Raw genomic sequence first — 14,195 nt, forward strand, 5'->3', positions numbered from 1 at the left:
CATTCGAGTTTGAAACTGCTCATCGAATGGTTGTCCTAACACGTCGTATTTTAGAAGTTTTTTGCATACAAAACAGCAGTTTAGGCAGTTTATCAGGAATTGCTTTTAGTTCTTATTAAGAGTTCACTGCTAATTATTCCTCTCACACAAATAAAAGTGAACCTGCGTCCATGCGGTTGCGTATTTTGTGCCTTATGGGGAACAGTCGCATGAACTTTAGCCTTACATCTCTCACAAATTCCAAATCACTTCTGACAGCCATCGGTCGATCACAAGCACTGATCGAGTTTGATCTTGATGGAAAGATTTTGGATGCCAATGAAAACTTCTGCAACGCGCTGGGTTATAGTTTGGCTGAGATTAAGGGGCGCCATCACAGCATGTTCTGTGATCCCTCTTACGTAAGCACACCTGCCTACAAAGAATTCTGGTCACGGCTTAAGCAGGGCGAGTTTCAGGCAGCCGAATACAAGCGAATTGGCAAGGGTGGACGCGAAGTCTGGATTCAGGCCTCATACAATCCGGTTATGTCTGGCGGCAAGCCTACCAAGGTGGTGAAGATCGCAACCGATATTACTGCGGCGAAGCTGAAAGCTGCGGAAGATGCTGGCAAGATCGCTGCAATTTCCCGCACGCAAGCTGTCATCGAGTTTCTTCCGACCGGCGAAATCTTGCAAGCCAACGAAAACTTCCTGAACTGTCTTGGTTACTCTGCGGCAGAGATCCAAGGTCGGCACCACAGCATGTTCTGCGATCCGACCTGGGTACAAAGTAAAGAATACAAAGAATTCTGGGCACGTTTGGCGGGCGGAGAAGCCTCTTCCGCCGAGTACAAAAGAATTGGCAAGGGTGGGAAGGTCGTTTGGATTCAGGCGTCCTACAATCCGATCCAGGACAGTGATGGCCGCGTCTTCAAGGTCGTGAAATTTGCCACCGACATTACGGAGCGCGTACGCGCATGTGATGAGCTTGGTGAAGGGCTGATGTCGCTTTCACGGGGCGATCTTAGAGTTCGATTGCAGCGCCCGTTCATTCCAAGCCTGGATGGAATTCGCCAAGACTTCAATGCCTCCATTGAAACGCTTTCAAACGCCATGGAAGCTGTTGCGCACAATGCGTCCGCCATCGCTGCCAGTTCGGGTCAGGTGCGTGAAGCCTCTGGCAGTCTTGCGCATCGCACCGAACGGCAAGCTGCGGCCGTTGAGCAAACAGCAGCTGCGTTAACTCAAGTCTCCCAAACCGTTGCCACAAGCGCCAAGCGCGCAGAGGAAGCCGGTCAATTGGTGGAACGTACGACCAAGGGTGCCACCCGGTCCGGCGAAGTGGTTACCTCGGCCATCGAGGCCATGGGGCAAATCGAAAAATCCTCTGGCGAAATTTCCAATATCATTGGCGTGATTGATGAAATCGCTTTCCAGACCAATCTGCTTGCGCTCAATGCAGGCGTTGAGGCTGCGCGCGCGGGAGAGGCTGGCAAGGGCTTTGCCGTGGTTGCTCAGGAGGTACGCGAGCTCGCACAACGCTCCGCCAAGGCCGCCAAGGAAATCAAAGCGTTGATCAACACCTCCACCTCGCAGGTTCAGCAGGGCGTCTCGCTTGTTGATCAGACCGGTCGAGCATTGCAGGCGATCATCACCGAGGTCGATGATATCAATTCCAATGTCAAAGCCATCATCGAGGCAAGCCGCGAGCAGTCTGTCGGCCTTCGCGAAATCAGCAATGCCATCAACCTCATCGATCAAAACACGCAGCAGAATGCCGCCATGGTAGAGGAATCCTCAGCGGCCAGCCATAGCCTCGCAGGAGAAGCAAATTCTCTGCGCGAAATGCTTCAGAGATTTAGCTTTGAGAAACGAACTTCCGCTAAAGTAGAACCGATTGCGCGAACTGATGCCACACATACAGCATCATCCCCGCGCCAGAGGGCGGTAACGGTTGCACGCGGGCGTTCCGGCGCGGCTGCAGCCTTGGCATCGGAGAGTTGGGAAGAATTTTGATGGCTACGACAATTACATCAAACAGTTTCAGTGGTGACACGCTCGAAATCATCGCATTCCGTCTGCATGATCAGGAGTTTTGTGTGAAGACAACCACGATCCGCGAAATTCGCGGATGGGCACCTTCAACTCCAATCCCACATGCGCCAGCCGATGTCATTGGCGTCATGAACCTGCGTGGCTCGGTTATTCCGATCATCGATCTGGCCTTTAAGCTGGGCATGAAAAGCACAGTGGCCAACGAGCGTTCAGCAATCGTGGTGACCGAAGTGCACAACATGGTCATCGGAATGCTGGTGGACCGGGTTTCGGATATTCTCACCATCAGCTCGACCCAGATCCAACCGGTTCCTGAAGTTTCGGCATCCTTCGACAAGTCATTTTCAGAAGGTATCATTGCCAGCGAAAACGGCATGATCTGCTTCTTGAACCTGTCTAAGATGTTCAAGGGTTCCGATCTGGAAGACTTGGCAGCCTGATCTATCAAAACGAAATTTGAGGGGCGGTCCTACGGCAATGTCGTGGGCCGCCTTTTACATTAGCATTATCTATGTTTCATGGGCTCATATTGATCTCAGGGGCCAGCTTCGATAAAAAACCTGACAGTTTTGAAGGGGATTTTTTTGTGGCCCGATTGCTTCTTATTCATACTGGCGGAACAATTGGAATGGCGCCTAGCCCCGAAGGGCTTGCCCCATTAAAAGGGCTGGTGGAAAGCGCGCTGAGCGCCAGGTTGCCGGAAGGCATTACCTTGGTTGCCAATGTCTTCAATCCGCTGCTGGACAGCGCGAATGTTGGCCCCACCCACTGGAACGCCATGTTGGAAGCGATCCGCGCCCACCCTGGTGTGCCAACGATCATTACGCATGGAACGGACACCATGTCCTTCACCGGAGCTGCACTCTCGCAGGCGCTTGTTGGAGAAGGAAGACGTGTCATTCTCTGCGGCTCCATGGTTCCTCTTGGCGAGGATGGGGATGCAGAAGCAAATCTTTCGCTGGCCATCGAGGCCAGTCAGCAGGAAGGTGAAGGCGTGTTCCTGGCCTTCGCGGGCGAGCTGTTGCGCGCTGAGGGACTGGTCAAGCATCACAGTCATGACCCTATCTCCTTCAGGGCCCAACCGCAGGCACCTTTAGCGCAACCCAAGCTCCGAAACTTTGACGATCGTAAGCTCGCCATATTGGCACTGAGCCCTGGCGCACCGGGCGAAATGTACGAAGCGGCATTGAAGACATTGGATGGCGCTGTTTTGCGCGTCTTCGGCGCAGGCACGGTCATGGCCTGCCCGTTGGTTCTCAAGGCATTTCAGGATGCCGTAAAAGATGGCAAGCGCATTCGCGCCGTCAGCCAATGTGAAGGCGGCGGCATTATTCCAGGTTCCTATGCTGCAGGCGCAGTCCTTTGGGAAGCGGGTGTTGAAAACGGCGGCGACGATACGCCAGAGGCAGCGCTGATCAAACTCTGGCTCAACTAAAGCATGTCGCGCAAAAGTGTGCAGCGGTTTTGCGATGACGACTTGCGTAAAAACAAGAAGTTGAAGCACGTTGCATGAAGCTGATAAGCGGCCATCTGCTTTAAGCGCTCTGCAATCTCATACAGACACGAAAAAGGCGGGCCAATCGACCCGCCTTTTCTGTTTCAGCAAAGCGTTTTGGGGTCACCCGAAGAGCACCAGGCTGCTCTTCAGCGTGACCCAGACTCCCCAAAGCAATGGAATACCCACCACAGCCCAGGCCAAAGCGGCCTTGGCATCAAAGCCGCCTTTTCCAATGCCGAAGGATCCAGTCGGTCCAGCATTGGCAGCAGCCGTTTTAGCTTGCAGCGAAGCCACTTCCTCATCCGACATGAACCATTTGTCGGAAAGAGGCCGAACAAAGGCGTTTGCAACAAGACCGAGCGCCAGCATACCTGCGAGGATGTACATGGTGCTGGTGTAAAGCTCAGGCCCCGGAGCAACACCAGCCGCGATCTGTGCTTCGCGGATGTAGTTGACGACGACCGGACCAACAATACCAGCGGTCGCCCAGGCAGTGAGCAAGCGACCGTGGATAGCGCCGACGAATTGCGTGCCGAAAATATCCGCCAGATAGGCGGGAATGGTTGCGAAACCACCGCCATACATTGAAAGGATGATGCCGAAAGCCAGAACAAAGAATGCCTTGGACCCCATCATGGCGAGCGTTGGAGCCAGTGCATAAAGCACGATGCCGAGAATGAAGAAGCAGAAGTAAGTGTTCTTGCGGCCAATCTTGTCAGACATGGAAGCCCAGAAGAAGCGGCCACCAATATTGAAGAGAGATAGAAGCCCCGTAAAGCCTGCCGCAATTGCCGCGATCTGCGCCTTTTGAGCCGCATCGAGCTGCGCAAAGGCAACACCTGGCTGACCGATCAACGAACCGGCGAAGATTTCCTGCAACATGGGCGAAGCCATGCCGATTACGCCAATGCCCGCCGAAACGTTGAGGCAGAGCACGGCCCAGATCAACCAGAACTGCTTGGTCTTGTGCGCATCGCGCAGATGCACGTGACGCGTCGTAATCATCGTGCTTTTGGCCGCGGGCGGTGTCCAACCCTCAGGACGCCAACCCGCTGGCGGAATGCGATAGCCGAAAGCGCCACCCATCATGAAGACGAAGTAGATGAGGGCCATCACGACGAAGGTCTGCCAAACGCCGACGGATGCATCCGTCTTGAAGGTGCCCATCAGCAAGTTGGCGAGGGGTGCCCCAATCATGGCACCGCCACCAAAGCCCATGATAGCCATGCCGGTTGCCATGCCGCGACGGTCCGGGAACCACTTGATCAGGGTGGAGACCGGAGAAATATAGCCAAGGCCCAGGCCCACGCCGCCAATGACGCCTGCCCCAAGCCACATGAGCCACAATTGGTGCGTCATGACGCCGACCGCTGCAACGAGAATACCGCCGCACCAGCAGCAGGCAGACACGAAGCCAGCCTTTCGCGGACCGACGCGCTCCAGCCAGCCGCCCCACATAGCCGCAGAGCAGCCGAGAAGAACGAAGAAAAGCGTGTAGATCCAGCCGAGATCCGCCACACGCCAATTGCAGGCCGTGGTGAACAAGGCACCCGCCAGCGTCAGGCTTGAGCAGCTTGGGTCTGTGGCTGGTAGCGCCTTGGAAAGCGGCAGCCAGAACACGCTGAAGCCATAGGCCATGCCAATGCAAAGATGGATGGCAAGGGCTGCCGGCGGCACAAGCCATCGGTTAAAGCCCGGTTGCGCAATGATGCGCTCTCTTTCGAGAAGCCCCGCCTGCGGCGCTGCTCCTCCTGTCACTCCTGCTATCGCCATTGCCACGACCTCCCTTGCAATGTCTGGCCCATGCCTATTGAAAGATGCTGCCCCAGCATCTTCATCTCATTAAGCTGTCTGTTCTGGAACGCTTGGTTCCGACAATGATTCACCCGCAGCAGGCCCCTTCCCGCCGGGTGCGCCATTGGCGGCATCTGCACCAAGACCAACAGCTGGTTCTGAACTATCCGGTCGCTTCACCTTCTCCGCAGCGGCAACCACCAGCGGCATGAACCCGCCGATACCAGCATCGATCATTTCGAAAAAGCGCCGCCGCATGCGCGGCTCCCAGAACTTGTTGATGTGAGTGGCTACACCATCCACTCGAACCTCTTCCGGCTGCGACTGGAAGAAAGTCGCAATCTGGTTGGCCATGCGGACAAGCTTGTCGTCCGTGTTACTGTGCAACATAGCGATCTCCTCCGATCGAAAGCCGATCAGGCCTTGTAAACACTTCGAATTCCTCACCACGCGCAATGCCAATCAGACACATACCTGCCTGTTCCGCCGTCTCAATGGCAAGCGCTGTCGGGGCGGAAATTGCAATGAGAAAGGGACATCCGAGAAGCGCCGTCTTCTGGATCATCTCCACAGAGAGGCGGCTCGTGACGACCACCGCCCCCTCCTCCGGGTTGATCTTCTCCCGCAGCAGGCTGCCGACGAGCTTATCGAGCGCATTGTGACGACCCACATCTTCGCGCACCGCCAGCATTCCCCGTTGGGAATGATAGAACCCGGCACCATGCACTGCGCGGGTCTCCCGGTTCAGGTCCTGGTTCTTACCGAGTTCCGCAATCGCATCGGCAATGAAGCGGGCGGATGGTGAAAAGGCGGGCTCGCGAACCGCTTTGATTTGACGTGCGGCCTGCTCGATAGACTCGATGCCGCAAAGGCCGCAGCCTACGGGGCCAGCCATGCGCCTGCGCCGCGACACCAGCGCTTCTGCACTATCATCAGCCAAAGTGATCTGAACATCGATACCGGCACCGGCCTCGATGGGTTCTACCTCGACGATCTCATTAGCGGAGCGGATGATCTCTTCCGCCAGCGAGAAGCCATAAGCAAAGTCGATCAAATCAGCAGGCGTTCCCATCATCACGGCATGGGTGGAGCCACCGTAGGAGAAGGCGATTGGCACCTCCTCCGGCACGAGGCGGCTGCCAGGCGCAAGCTGCCCCTGGCGAAACGCCAACTCATTGATGCGGCGGCTGGTTGTTCTCTTCACCCGCCTATTCCGCCGCTTCAAGCTTGCCCGCGATCCGGCGTGACCGGCGGCTCAGCTCATCATAATCCTCTTGCCACTCGGTCGGGCCGTTGGAAGGCGAAATCTGTACCGCCGTCACCTTGTATTCAGGGCAGTTCGTTGCCCAATCCGAGAAGTCGGTGGTGATGACGTTCGCCTGCGTGCCGGGGTGGTGGAAGGTGGTGTAAACCACACCCGGCGCAACACGATCCGTAATCAAGGCACGAAGCGTCGTATCCCCGGAGCGGCTGGCGAGTTTCACCCAATCGCCATCCTTGATACCGCGTTGTTCGGCATCATGCGGATGAATTTCCAGCCGGTCTTCCTCATGCCAGACGACGTTTTCGGTACGCCGGGTCTGCGCGCCAACGTTGTACTGAGACAGGATGCGGCCGGTTGTCAGCAGCAGCGGGAAGCGTGGGCCTGTGCGTTCATCCGTCGGCACATATTCCGTGCGTATAAACTTACCCTTGCCGCGCACGAAGCCATCGGTGTGCATGATGGGCGACCCGTTCGGGAACTGCTCATTGCACGGCCACTGAACGGAACCTTTCTCTTCCAGATAGGCATAGGAGACACCGGCAAAGCTTGGCGTGGAGAGCGCAATCTCATCCATGATTTGCGACGGATGCGAATAGTTCCAGTCCAGCCCCATGGCCTGCGCCAGCTTCTGGGTCACTTCCCAGTCTGCATAGCCATTCTTCGGCGTCATGACCTTGCGCACTCGGTTGATGCGGCGCTCGGCATTGGTAAAGGTGCCATCCTTCTCCAGGAAGGTCGAACCGGGCAGGAAGACATGCGCATAGTTTGCCGTTTCGTTGAGGAAGAGATCGTGAACCACGACACATTCCATGGCAGCGAGACCGGCCGACACATGCTTGGTATCCGGATCAGACTGAAGAATATCCTCGCCCTGAATATAGATGCCCTTGAACGAACCATCGACAGCGGCATCCAACATGTTGGGAATGCGCAGTCCCGGCTCGTTATTGAGCGTCACGCCCCAAAGCTTCTCGAAAGTTTCACGCGTCGCGTCATCCGAGATGTGACGGTAGCCGGGCAGTTCGTGCGGGAACGAACCCATATCGCACGAACCCTGCACGTTGTTCTGGCCTCGGAGCGGGTTCACGCCAACGCCCGGACGACCAATATTGCCGGTTGCCATGGCAAGGTTGGCAATGGCCATGACAGTGGTGGAGCCCTGGCTGTGCTCTGTTACGCCTAGGCCGTAATAGATCGCACCATTGCCGCCCTTGGCGTATAGCCTTGCTGCCCCGCGCAGCTCCTCTGCCGGAACGCCGGTAAACTTCTCGGTTTCCTCTGGCGAATGCTGGGCTTCCGACACGAAAGCTGCCCAATCCTCAAACTCGGACCAATCGCAACGTTCACGAATGAAGCGCTCATCAAACAGGCCCTCCGTCACGATGACATGGGCAAGAGCAGTCAAAACCGCAACGTTCGTGCCGGGCTTCAGCGGCAGGTGGTAGGATGCTTCAACATGAGCCGAGCGCACGAGATCGATGCGACGTGGATCGATAACAATGAGCTTTGCACCCTTGCGAAGACGCTTCTTGAGGCGTGAGCCGAAAACCGGATGGCCATCGGTCGGATTCGCTCCAATGACGACCACGACATCGGTTTCTTCCACACTATCGAAGTTCTGCGTGCCTGCCGAAGTGCCGAAAGCCTGCCCAAGACCGTAGCCGGTCGGCGAATGGCAAACACGGGCGCAGGTATCGACATTGTTATTGCCAAAGCCAGCACGGATCAGCTTCTGAACGAGATAGGTTTCCTCATTCGTACAGCGCGAGGACGTGATGCCACCAATGGCTTCGCGACCATACTGGTACTGTATGCGACGGAACTCGGAAGCGATGTGAGAGAAGGCCTCCTCCCAGCTCACTTCCCGCCATGGATCGGTGATCTTCTCGCGAACCATAGGGTTCAAAATGCGGTCATTATGGCTTGCATAGCCGTAAGCGAAGCGACCCTTGACGCAGGAGTGGCCGCGATTGGCCTGGCCATCTTTCCACGGCACCATGCGCACCAGCTCTTCGCCGCGCATTTCCGCCTTGAAGGAGCAGCCGACGCCGCAATAGGCGCAAGTTGTGACCACGGAATGTTCCGGCTGGCCGATTTCGATGACGGATTTTTCCGTCAGCGTTGCAGTGGGGCAGGCCTGAACGCAAGCACCGCATGATACGCATTCGGAGGAAAGAAACGCTTCATGCGCGCCAGGAGATACGCGGCTATCGAACCCGCGGCCTTCAATGGTCAGCGCGAACGTGCCTTGCACCTCCTCGCAGGCCCGCACGCAGCGGGAGCAGACGATGCACTTGGAAGGATCATAGGTGAAGTAGGGGTTCGATTCGTCTTTCGGCATCCACTGGGCGTTGACTTCGCCAACCGCCGAGCGCGCCTTCACATGGTTATCACCCTCGTAGCCATAGCGCACATCGCGAAGGCCAACGGCACCTGCCATGTCCTGCAGCTCGCAATCGCCATTGGCCGCGCAGGTCAGGCAGTCCAATGGGTGATCGGAAATATAAAGCTCCATCACGCCCTTGCGGATGGCCTTCAACCGCTCGGTCTGCGTATGCACAACCAGGCCAGGCGCAACTGGCGTCGTGCAGGAGGCAGGGGTGCCATTTCGCCCCTCCACCTCGATAAGACAGAGACGGCAGGAACCAAAGGCGTCCACCATATCGGTCGCGCAAAGCTTTGGCACCTGTATGCCAGCTTCCATGGAGGCCCGCATGATCGACGTGCCAGCCGGCACCGTGATCTCGCGACCATCGATGGTCAGCGTTACAAGCTCTTGCGACTTGGAAGCCGGTGTGCCGAAGTCAATTTCAGGAACAAGGGTCATGGTTATCACTCCGCCGCTTCAACAAGTGGGGTGGGTGCAAAATCTTCCGGGAAATGCGTCATGGCGCTCATGACTGGATAGGGCGTGAATCCGCCGAGAGCGCAGAGCGACCCGAACTTCATGGTGTTGCAGAGGTCCTCCAGCAGCACCTTGTTCTTTTCCGGCTCGATGCCACGGGCAATCCTGTCCACGACCTCGACGCCACGGGTGGACCCAATGCGGCAGGGCGTGCACTTGCCACAGCTTTCGACCGCGCAGAACTCCATGGCAAAGCGGGCCTGCTTCAGCATATCTACGCTGTCATCGAACACCACGACACCCGCATGGCCGATAAGACCGCCTGCCGCCGTGAAAGCCTCATAATCGAAAATCGTATCGAACAACGAAGGCGGGAAGTAAGCGCCGAGCGGCCCACCCACCTGAACAGCCTTTACAGGCCGACCAGAAATCGTTCCGCCACCAATCTCATTCACAAGCTCACCGAGAGGCAGGCCAAAGGCGGTTTCATAAAGCCCGCCATGCTTCAGATTGCCCGCAAGCTGGATCGGGATTGTGCCATGCGAACGGCCCACGCCGAAATCGCGATAGAATTCGGCACCGCGATCCATGATGACCGGAATGGACGCCAGCGACATGACGTTATTGACGACAGTCGGTTTGCCGAAAAGGCCTTCCAGCGCCGGCAACGGCGGCTTTGCCCGCACGACGCCCCGCTTGCCTTCCAGACTGTTCAGAAGTGAGGTTTCCTCACCGCAGACATAGGCGCCCGCCCCGACCCGCACTTCCATATCGAAAGCGTAGGCAGAGCCCATAACGGACGTACCGAGAATGCCTTCTCGACGGGCAATCTCAATGGCTTCCTGCATCACGGCAACCGCATGCGGATATTCTGAGCGCGTGTAGACATACCCCTTGGTCGCGCCAACCGCGATGCCAGCAATCGCCATGCCCTCGATGAGAACGAAGGGGTCGCCTTCCATGATCATGCGGTCGGCAAAGGTGCCGCTATCGCCTTCATCAGCATTACAGACAATGTACTTCTGGTCGGCTCTGGCGTCCGCTACCGTCTTCCACTTGATGCCTGTGGGGAAACCAGCACCGCCGCGACCGCGCAAGCCGCTATGGGTTACCTGAGCAATGATCTCGGCAGGCGAAAGCGACAGAGTCTTTTCCAGACCTTTGAGGCCCTGATAGTGGCGATAGTCTTCCAGCGACAGCGGATCGGTCACGCCGCAGCGGGCGAAGGTAAGCCGTGTCTGACCTTTCAGGAATGGGATCTCCTTCGTCAGACCGTGCCTGAGAGGATGGTCGCCCCCGTTCAGAAATCCTGCTTCGAACAGGGATGGAACGTCTGAAGCCCGCACCGGCCCGTAGGCCATGCGCCCGCTTTCGGTGCGGACTTCGACCAGAACTTCAAGCCACAACATACCGCGTGAGCCGTTGCGAACAATCCGCACATCCTGGCCACGCGCTTGCGCCTCACGTCCAATTGCAGCAGCAACCTTATCGGCACCAACGGCAAGTGCGGCGGCATCGCGAGAAACGAATACAGTAACGCTCATTTGCGCACCTCCGCCAGAATTTCGGTGAGACAGTCTTTATCGAGACGCGCATAAACTTCGCCATCCAGCATGGCTGCGGGGGCAGATGCGCAAAGGCCGAGGCAGAAAATCGGCTCAAGGGTAACGGCCTCATCCGACGTTGTTTCATGCCAATCGATACCAAGGCTTGCTTTCACCTGCTCTGCCAGCGCATCGGAGCCCATGGACTGACAGGCTTCAGCACGACAGAGCTTGAGACAGTGCCGCCCGGCGGGATGATCGCGAAAATCATGATAGAAGGTAACGACCCCATGGACTTCGGCGCGAGACAGGTTGAGCGCTGTGGCAATGACCTGCTTGCCACCTTCTGGAATGAAGCCGAACTCCTCCTGCACGCGGTGCAGGATTGGCAGCAGCGGCCCTTCCAGATGCCGACACTCTTCTACGATTTCGGAGATACGCGTCGCCTCATCCACGGCAACCGCACGAATGTTCATGAGCCAGTCCTCCCAAACCGACCGGATATTCCGTCAGGCAAAGCCACATCTTTCGGAGAAGGCCTCTTCCGCCGGTCGGCCAGATTTGCCTTTTTCAAAGCATGGCGAAAACAAGGGCATCAGGTCAATAATGGCGTACCGTCGGTCGATAGGAAATTTCTATCAAAATCTTGCGCTGCAGCTCGTTGCCGCGCCTCATGTAGGAGAGCTGAGACTAAAGGTGTATGTGGCTCACGGTGCGTGGCAACCAAGCCGACCAGATGCTCCGCATCCGGCTCGCTGATCGGTATCATGCGAATCTGCTCAGGAAAGCCGAATGATTCTGCGACGTTGCGCGGCATGATCGAGGCCCATTGGCCTGTGCGGATATGAGAGAAAAGCACGATCATGGAATTAGATTCCAGTGTTGGCTTGGCCCAGACACCCGCTTCCGCCATGTGCTTATTGATAATCCGCCGGTTCTGCATGTCAGACGTCAATAGACAAAGCCGAAGACCGGACACCTCTTTCCATGTCACGGTTTTCTGATCCGCAAGCGGTGTTCCGGCTGCTGCAATCAGATGATAGCGCTCGGAATAAAGCGGAACAGTTGTCACGCGGCCCAGCGGTTCATTATCGAGGTAAGTAATGCCGGCATCGATCTCGAGATTTTCCAGCTGGCTGAGAACCTGCAACGATGTGCGTGAGGCGACCGAAAAGGTAACCGCCGGATGACGCGCCTGAAACGACTCTGTCAGGCGCGGTACCATGGCGAGGGCCGTTGGAATAACGGCGATGCGAATGTGCCCTGCAAGCCCCTTTCGGGCAGCCTTCATTTCCTCCCGCATCGTACGGGTATCGCCCACAATCCTTCGCGCCCATTCCAGAACACGCTGGCCCTCTGGCGTCAGACCCTGGTATCGCGAGCCACGCACGACAAGGACCACGCCTAGCTGGTCTTCCAGCTGGCGAATGGCGGCAGAAAGGGTCGGCTGTGAAACACCGCACTCTTCCGCCGCCCGTCCGAAATGAGCAGCGCCTGCCAACGCGATGAAAAATTCCAGCTTGTCGATCATGATCTGTCCCTTCACTGCCGCCGCGAAAGATAAGGCCCCGATGATCCCTTTGAAACCATTTTCGTATTTGATGAGGTGCGTCAGTTTTCACTAAGCAAGAAAACTGTTCTATATGACATTCCCAAACAGGCCGCGTCGGCGGCAGCAAGAAGAGTGGAGACAGACGTGGCAGGCGAAAGTCCGGTGGACATCCTCGTAATTGGCGGCGGCATCAATGGCTGCGGTATCGCCCGCGATGCCGTAGGACGCGGCTATTCGGTGACACTGGCTGAGATGAACGACTTCGCCTCCGGCACATCCTCACGCGCCACAAAGCTTATCCATGGCGGCCTTCGCTATCTGGAACATTATGAATTTCGCTTGGTGCGGGAAGCGCTGATGGAGCGCGAAGTGCTGTGGGCCATGGCACCGCACATCATCTGGCCGCTACGTTTTGTTCTGCCCTTCCAAAAAGGCGGCATTCGACCTGCCTGGTTGATCAGGCTCGGTCTCTTTCTCTACGATCATCTGGGTGGCCGTAAACTTTTGCCGGCGACGAAAACTCTTGATCTTCGCACGGATCCCGCTGGCAAGGCGCTCAAGCCTCTTTTTTCCACCGCGTTCGAATATTCCGATGGCTGGGTGGATGATGCCCGCATGGTGGTGCTGAACGCCCGCGATGCGGCCGATAAGGGTGCGGAGATCCTACCCCGTCACAAGGTGGTTTCAGCCCGGCGCGAAGATGGTGTCTGGACTGTGGAATTGCACGATCAGCTTTCCGGCAAAACGCTCGTTCGCGAAGCGCGAATGCTGGTGAATGCCGCAGGCCCTTGGGTTGACCGTGTGATTGCGTCCACAGGCGATAATCGCCGCGCCAGCGTGCGGCTGGTGCAGGGCAGTCATATCGTGATCGCCAAGAAGTTCGAGGGTTCACGGGCCTACTTCTTCCAAAACCCGGATAACCGCATCATCTTTGCCATTCCCTATGAGGATGATTTCACCCTGATTGGCACGACCGATCAAGATTACCTGGGCGATGCCAAGGACGTGGCGATCACGGACGGCGAAATTGATTACCTCTGCAACGCCGCAAGCGAATATTTCGCCAGCCCCGTCACGCGGCAGGATATTGTCTGGACCTATTCCGGCGTTCGCCCGCTTTATGATGACGGCGCATCCAAGGCGCAGGAAGCAACCCGCGATTACGTGTTGAAGGTGGAGCGGGAGCAAAACGGAGCACCAATTCTCAACATCTTCGGCGGCAAGCTGACGACCTATCGCCGTTTGGCGGAGCACGCGCTGGAAAAGATTGAGGAAGCGATTGGCAAGAAAGGACCGGCCTGGACGGCAAAGAGCCATCTGCCAGGTGGTGATTTTGCTGTTCAGGGGCGTGATGCTGAAATCAGCAGGCTGAAGACGGACTATCCCTTCCTCACCAAAGAACAGGCCGACCGCCTGATCCGATCCTACGGCACCAAAGCGCGCGCTATCCTGGGCTCTGCCAAATCGGCGGAGGATCTCGGCGAAGATTTCGGCGCTGGCTTCCATATGGCGGAACTCCGCTATCTGGTGCAGCACGAATGGGCCAAGACGGCGGAAGATGTGCTTTGGCGCAGGAGCAAGCTTGGCCTGAAACTTTCAGATGAACAGCGCGCGCGTGTGGAAACAGCACTTCAGGAAATTGCCTAACTGGAGTGCCACCCT

At 56.9% G+C, this 14,195-nt stretch carries 11 protein-coding genes; 4 read left to right on the plus strand and 7 right to left on the minus strand.

Annotated features, from left to right (window positions below; all coding sequences use genetic code 11):
• The first annotated feature begins 209 nt into the window (after positions 1–209).
• The 3 genes from AC0JZ1_RS18730 to AC0JZ1_RS18740 all read left to right on the plus strand — a co-directional run bounded on the left by AC0JZ1_RS18730 (position 210) and on the right by AC0JZ1_RS18740 (position 3,471).
• Positions 210–1,997, plus strand: coding sequence for a methyl-accepting chemotaxis protein (locus AC0JZ1_RS18730; RefSeq protein WP_471883956.1), 1,788 nt, complete (start codon positions 210–212; stop codon positions 1,995–1,997).
• On the plus strand, positions 1,997–2,476 hold the full coding sequence (locus tag AC0JZ1_RS18735) for a chemotaxis protein CheW (protein ID WP_471883957.1): 480 nt from the start codon (positions 1,997–1,999) through the stop codon (positions 2,474–2,476). Before AC0JZ1_RS18730 ends, AC0JZ1_RS18735 begins: the two co-directional genes overlap by 1 nt.
• Before the next feature lie 146 nt (positions 2,477–2,622).
• Positions 2,623–3,471, plus strand: coding sequence for an asparaginase (locus AC0JZ1_RS18740; protein ID WP_471883958.1), 849 nt, complete (start codon positions 2,623–2,625; stop codon positions 3,469–3,471).
• 183 nt (positions 3,472–3,654) lie between these two features.
• Here the strand turns inward: AC0JZ1_RS18740 and AC0JZ1_RS18745 are convergent, their stop codons facing one another.
• The 7 genes from AC0JZ1_RS18745 to AC0JZ1_RS18775 all read right to left on the minus strand — a co-directional run bounded on the left by AC0JZ1_RS18745 (position 3,655) and on the right by AC0JZ1_RS18775 (position 12,512).
• Positions 3,655–5,307: an OFA family MFS transporter gene (locus AC0JZ1_RS18745; protein WP_471883959.1), complete on the minus strand. Its 1,653-nt coding sequence runs from the start codon at positions 5,305–5,307 to the stop codon at positions 3,655–3,657.
• A 69-nt stretch (positions 5,308–5,376) separates the two neighbouring features.
• Positions 5,377–5,718, minus strand: coding sequence for a formate dehydrogenase subunit delta (locus AC0JZ1_RS18750; protein ID WP_471883960.1), 342 nt, complete (start codon positions 5,716–5,718; stop codon positions 5,377–5,379).
• Positions 5,705–6,532: a formate dehydrogenase accessory sulfurtransferase FdhD gene (fdhD, locus tag AC0JZ1_RS18755; RefSeq protein WP_471883961.1), complete on the minus strand. Its 828-nt coding sequence runs from the start codon at positions 6,530–6,532 to the stop codon at positions 5,705–5,707. Before fdhD ends, AC0JZ1_RS18750 begins: the two co-directional genes overlap by 14 nt.
• A 4-nt stretch (positions 6,533–6,536) precedes the next feature.
• Positions 6,537–9,419 carry a formate dehydrogenase subunit alpha gene (gene fdhF / locus AC0JZ1_RS18760; RefSeq protein ID WP_471883962.1) on the minus strand — a complete coding sequence of 961 codons (2,883 nt, stop codon included), beginning with the start codon at positions 9,417–9,419 and terminating at the stop codon, positions 6,537–6,539.
• Positions 9,420–9,424: 5 nt separating this feature from the next.
• Entirely contained in the window at positions 9,425–10,981 is a 1,557-nt protein-coding gene (locus AC0JZ1_RS18765) for a formate dehydrogenase beta subunit (protein WP_471883963.1), read from the minus strand.
• Positions 10,978–11,457: a formate dehydrogenase subunit gamma gene (locus tag AC0JZ1_RS18770; protein WP_471883964.1), complete on the minus strand. Its 480-nt coding sequence runs from the start codon at positions 11,455–11,457 to the stop codon at positions 10,978–10,980. Before AC0JZ1_RS18770 ends, AC0JZ1_RS18765 begins: the two co-directional genes overlap by 4 nt.
• A gap of 119 nt (positions 11,458–11,576) precedes the next feature.
• Positions 11,577–12,512 carry a LysR family transcriptional regulator gene (locus AC0JZ1_RS18775; RefSeq protein WP_471883965.1) on the minus strand — a complete coding sequence of 312 codons (936 nt, stop codon included), beginning with the start codon at positions 12,510–12,512 and terminating at the stop codon, positions 11,577–11,579.
• A gap of 165 nt (positions 12,513–12,677) precedes the next feature.
• Between AC0JZ1_RS18775 and glpD the strand changes: the two genes are divergently transcribed.
• Positions 12,678–14,180 carry a glycerol-3-phosphate dehydrogenase gene (gene glpD / locus AC0JZ1_RS18780; protein WP_471883966.1) on the plus strand — a complete coding sequence of 501 codons (1,503 nt, stop codon included), beginning with the start codon at positions 12,678–12,680 and terminating at the stop codon, positions 14,178–14,180.
• Positions 14,181–14,195 lie beyond the last annotated feature (15 nt).

It is taken from the genome of Affinirhizobium capsici (genome assembly GCF_977018625.1).

Bases quoted from the DNA above. Each gene is read 5' to 3' on its own strand.
- AC0JZ1_RS18765 (WP_471883963.1), bottom strand. From the start codon at position 10,981: ATGAGCGTTACTGTATTCGTTTCTCGCGATGCCGCCGCACTTGCCGTT.
- AC0JZ1_RS18750 (WP_471883960.1), bottom strand. From the start codon at position 5,718: ATGTTGCACAGTAACACGGACGACAAGCTTGTCCGCATGGCCAACCAG.
- AC0JZ1_RS18770 (WP_471883964.1), bottom strand. From the start codon at position 11,457: ATGAACATTCGTGCGGTTGCCGTGGATGAGGCGACGCGTATCTCCGAA.
- AC0JZ1_RS18745 (WP_471883959.1), bottom strand. From the start codon at position 5,307: ATGGCGATAGCAGGAGTGACAGGAGGAGCAGCGCCGCAGGCGGGGCTT.
- AC0JZ1_RS18730 (WP_471883956.1), top strand. From the start codon at position 210: ATGAACTTTAGCCTTACATCTCTCACAAATTCCAAATCACTTCTGACA.
- AC0JZ1_RS18735 (WP_471883957.1), top strand. From the start codon at position 1,997: ATGGCTACGACAATTACATCAAACAGTTTCAGTGGTGACACGCTCGAA.
- AC0JZ1_RS18775 (WP_471883965.1), bottom strand. From the start codon at position 12,512: ATGATCGACAAGCTGGAATTTTTCATCGCGTTGGCAGGCGCTGCTCAT.
- fdhF (WP_471883962.1), bottom strand. From the start codon at position 9,419: ATGACCCTTGTTCCTGAAATTGACTTCGGCACACCGGCTTCCAAGTCG.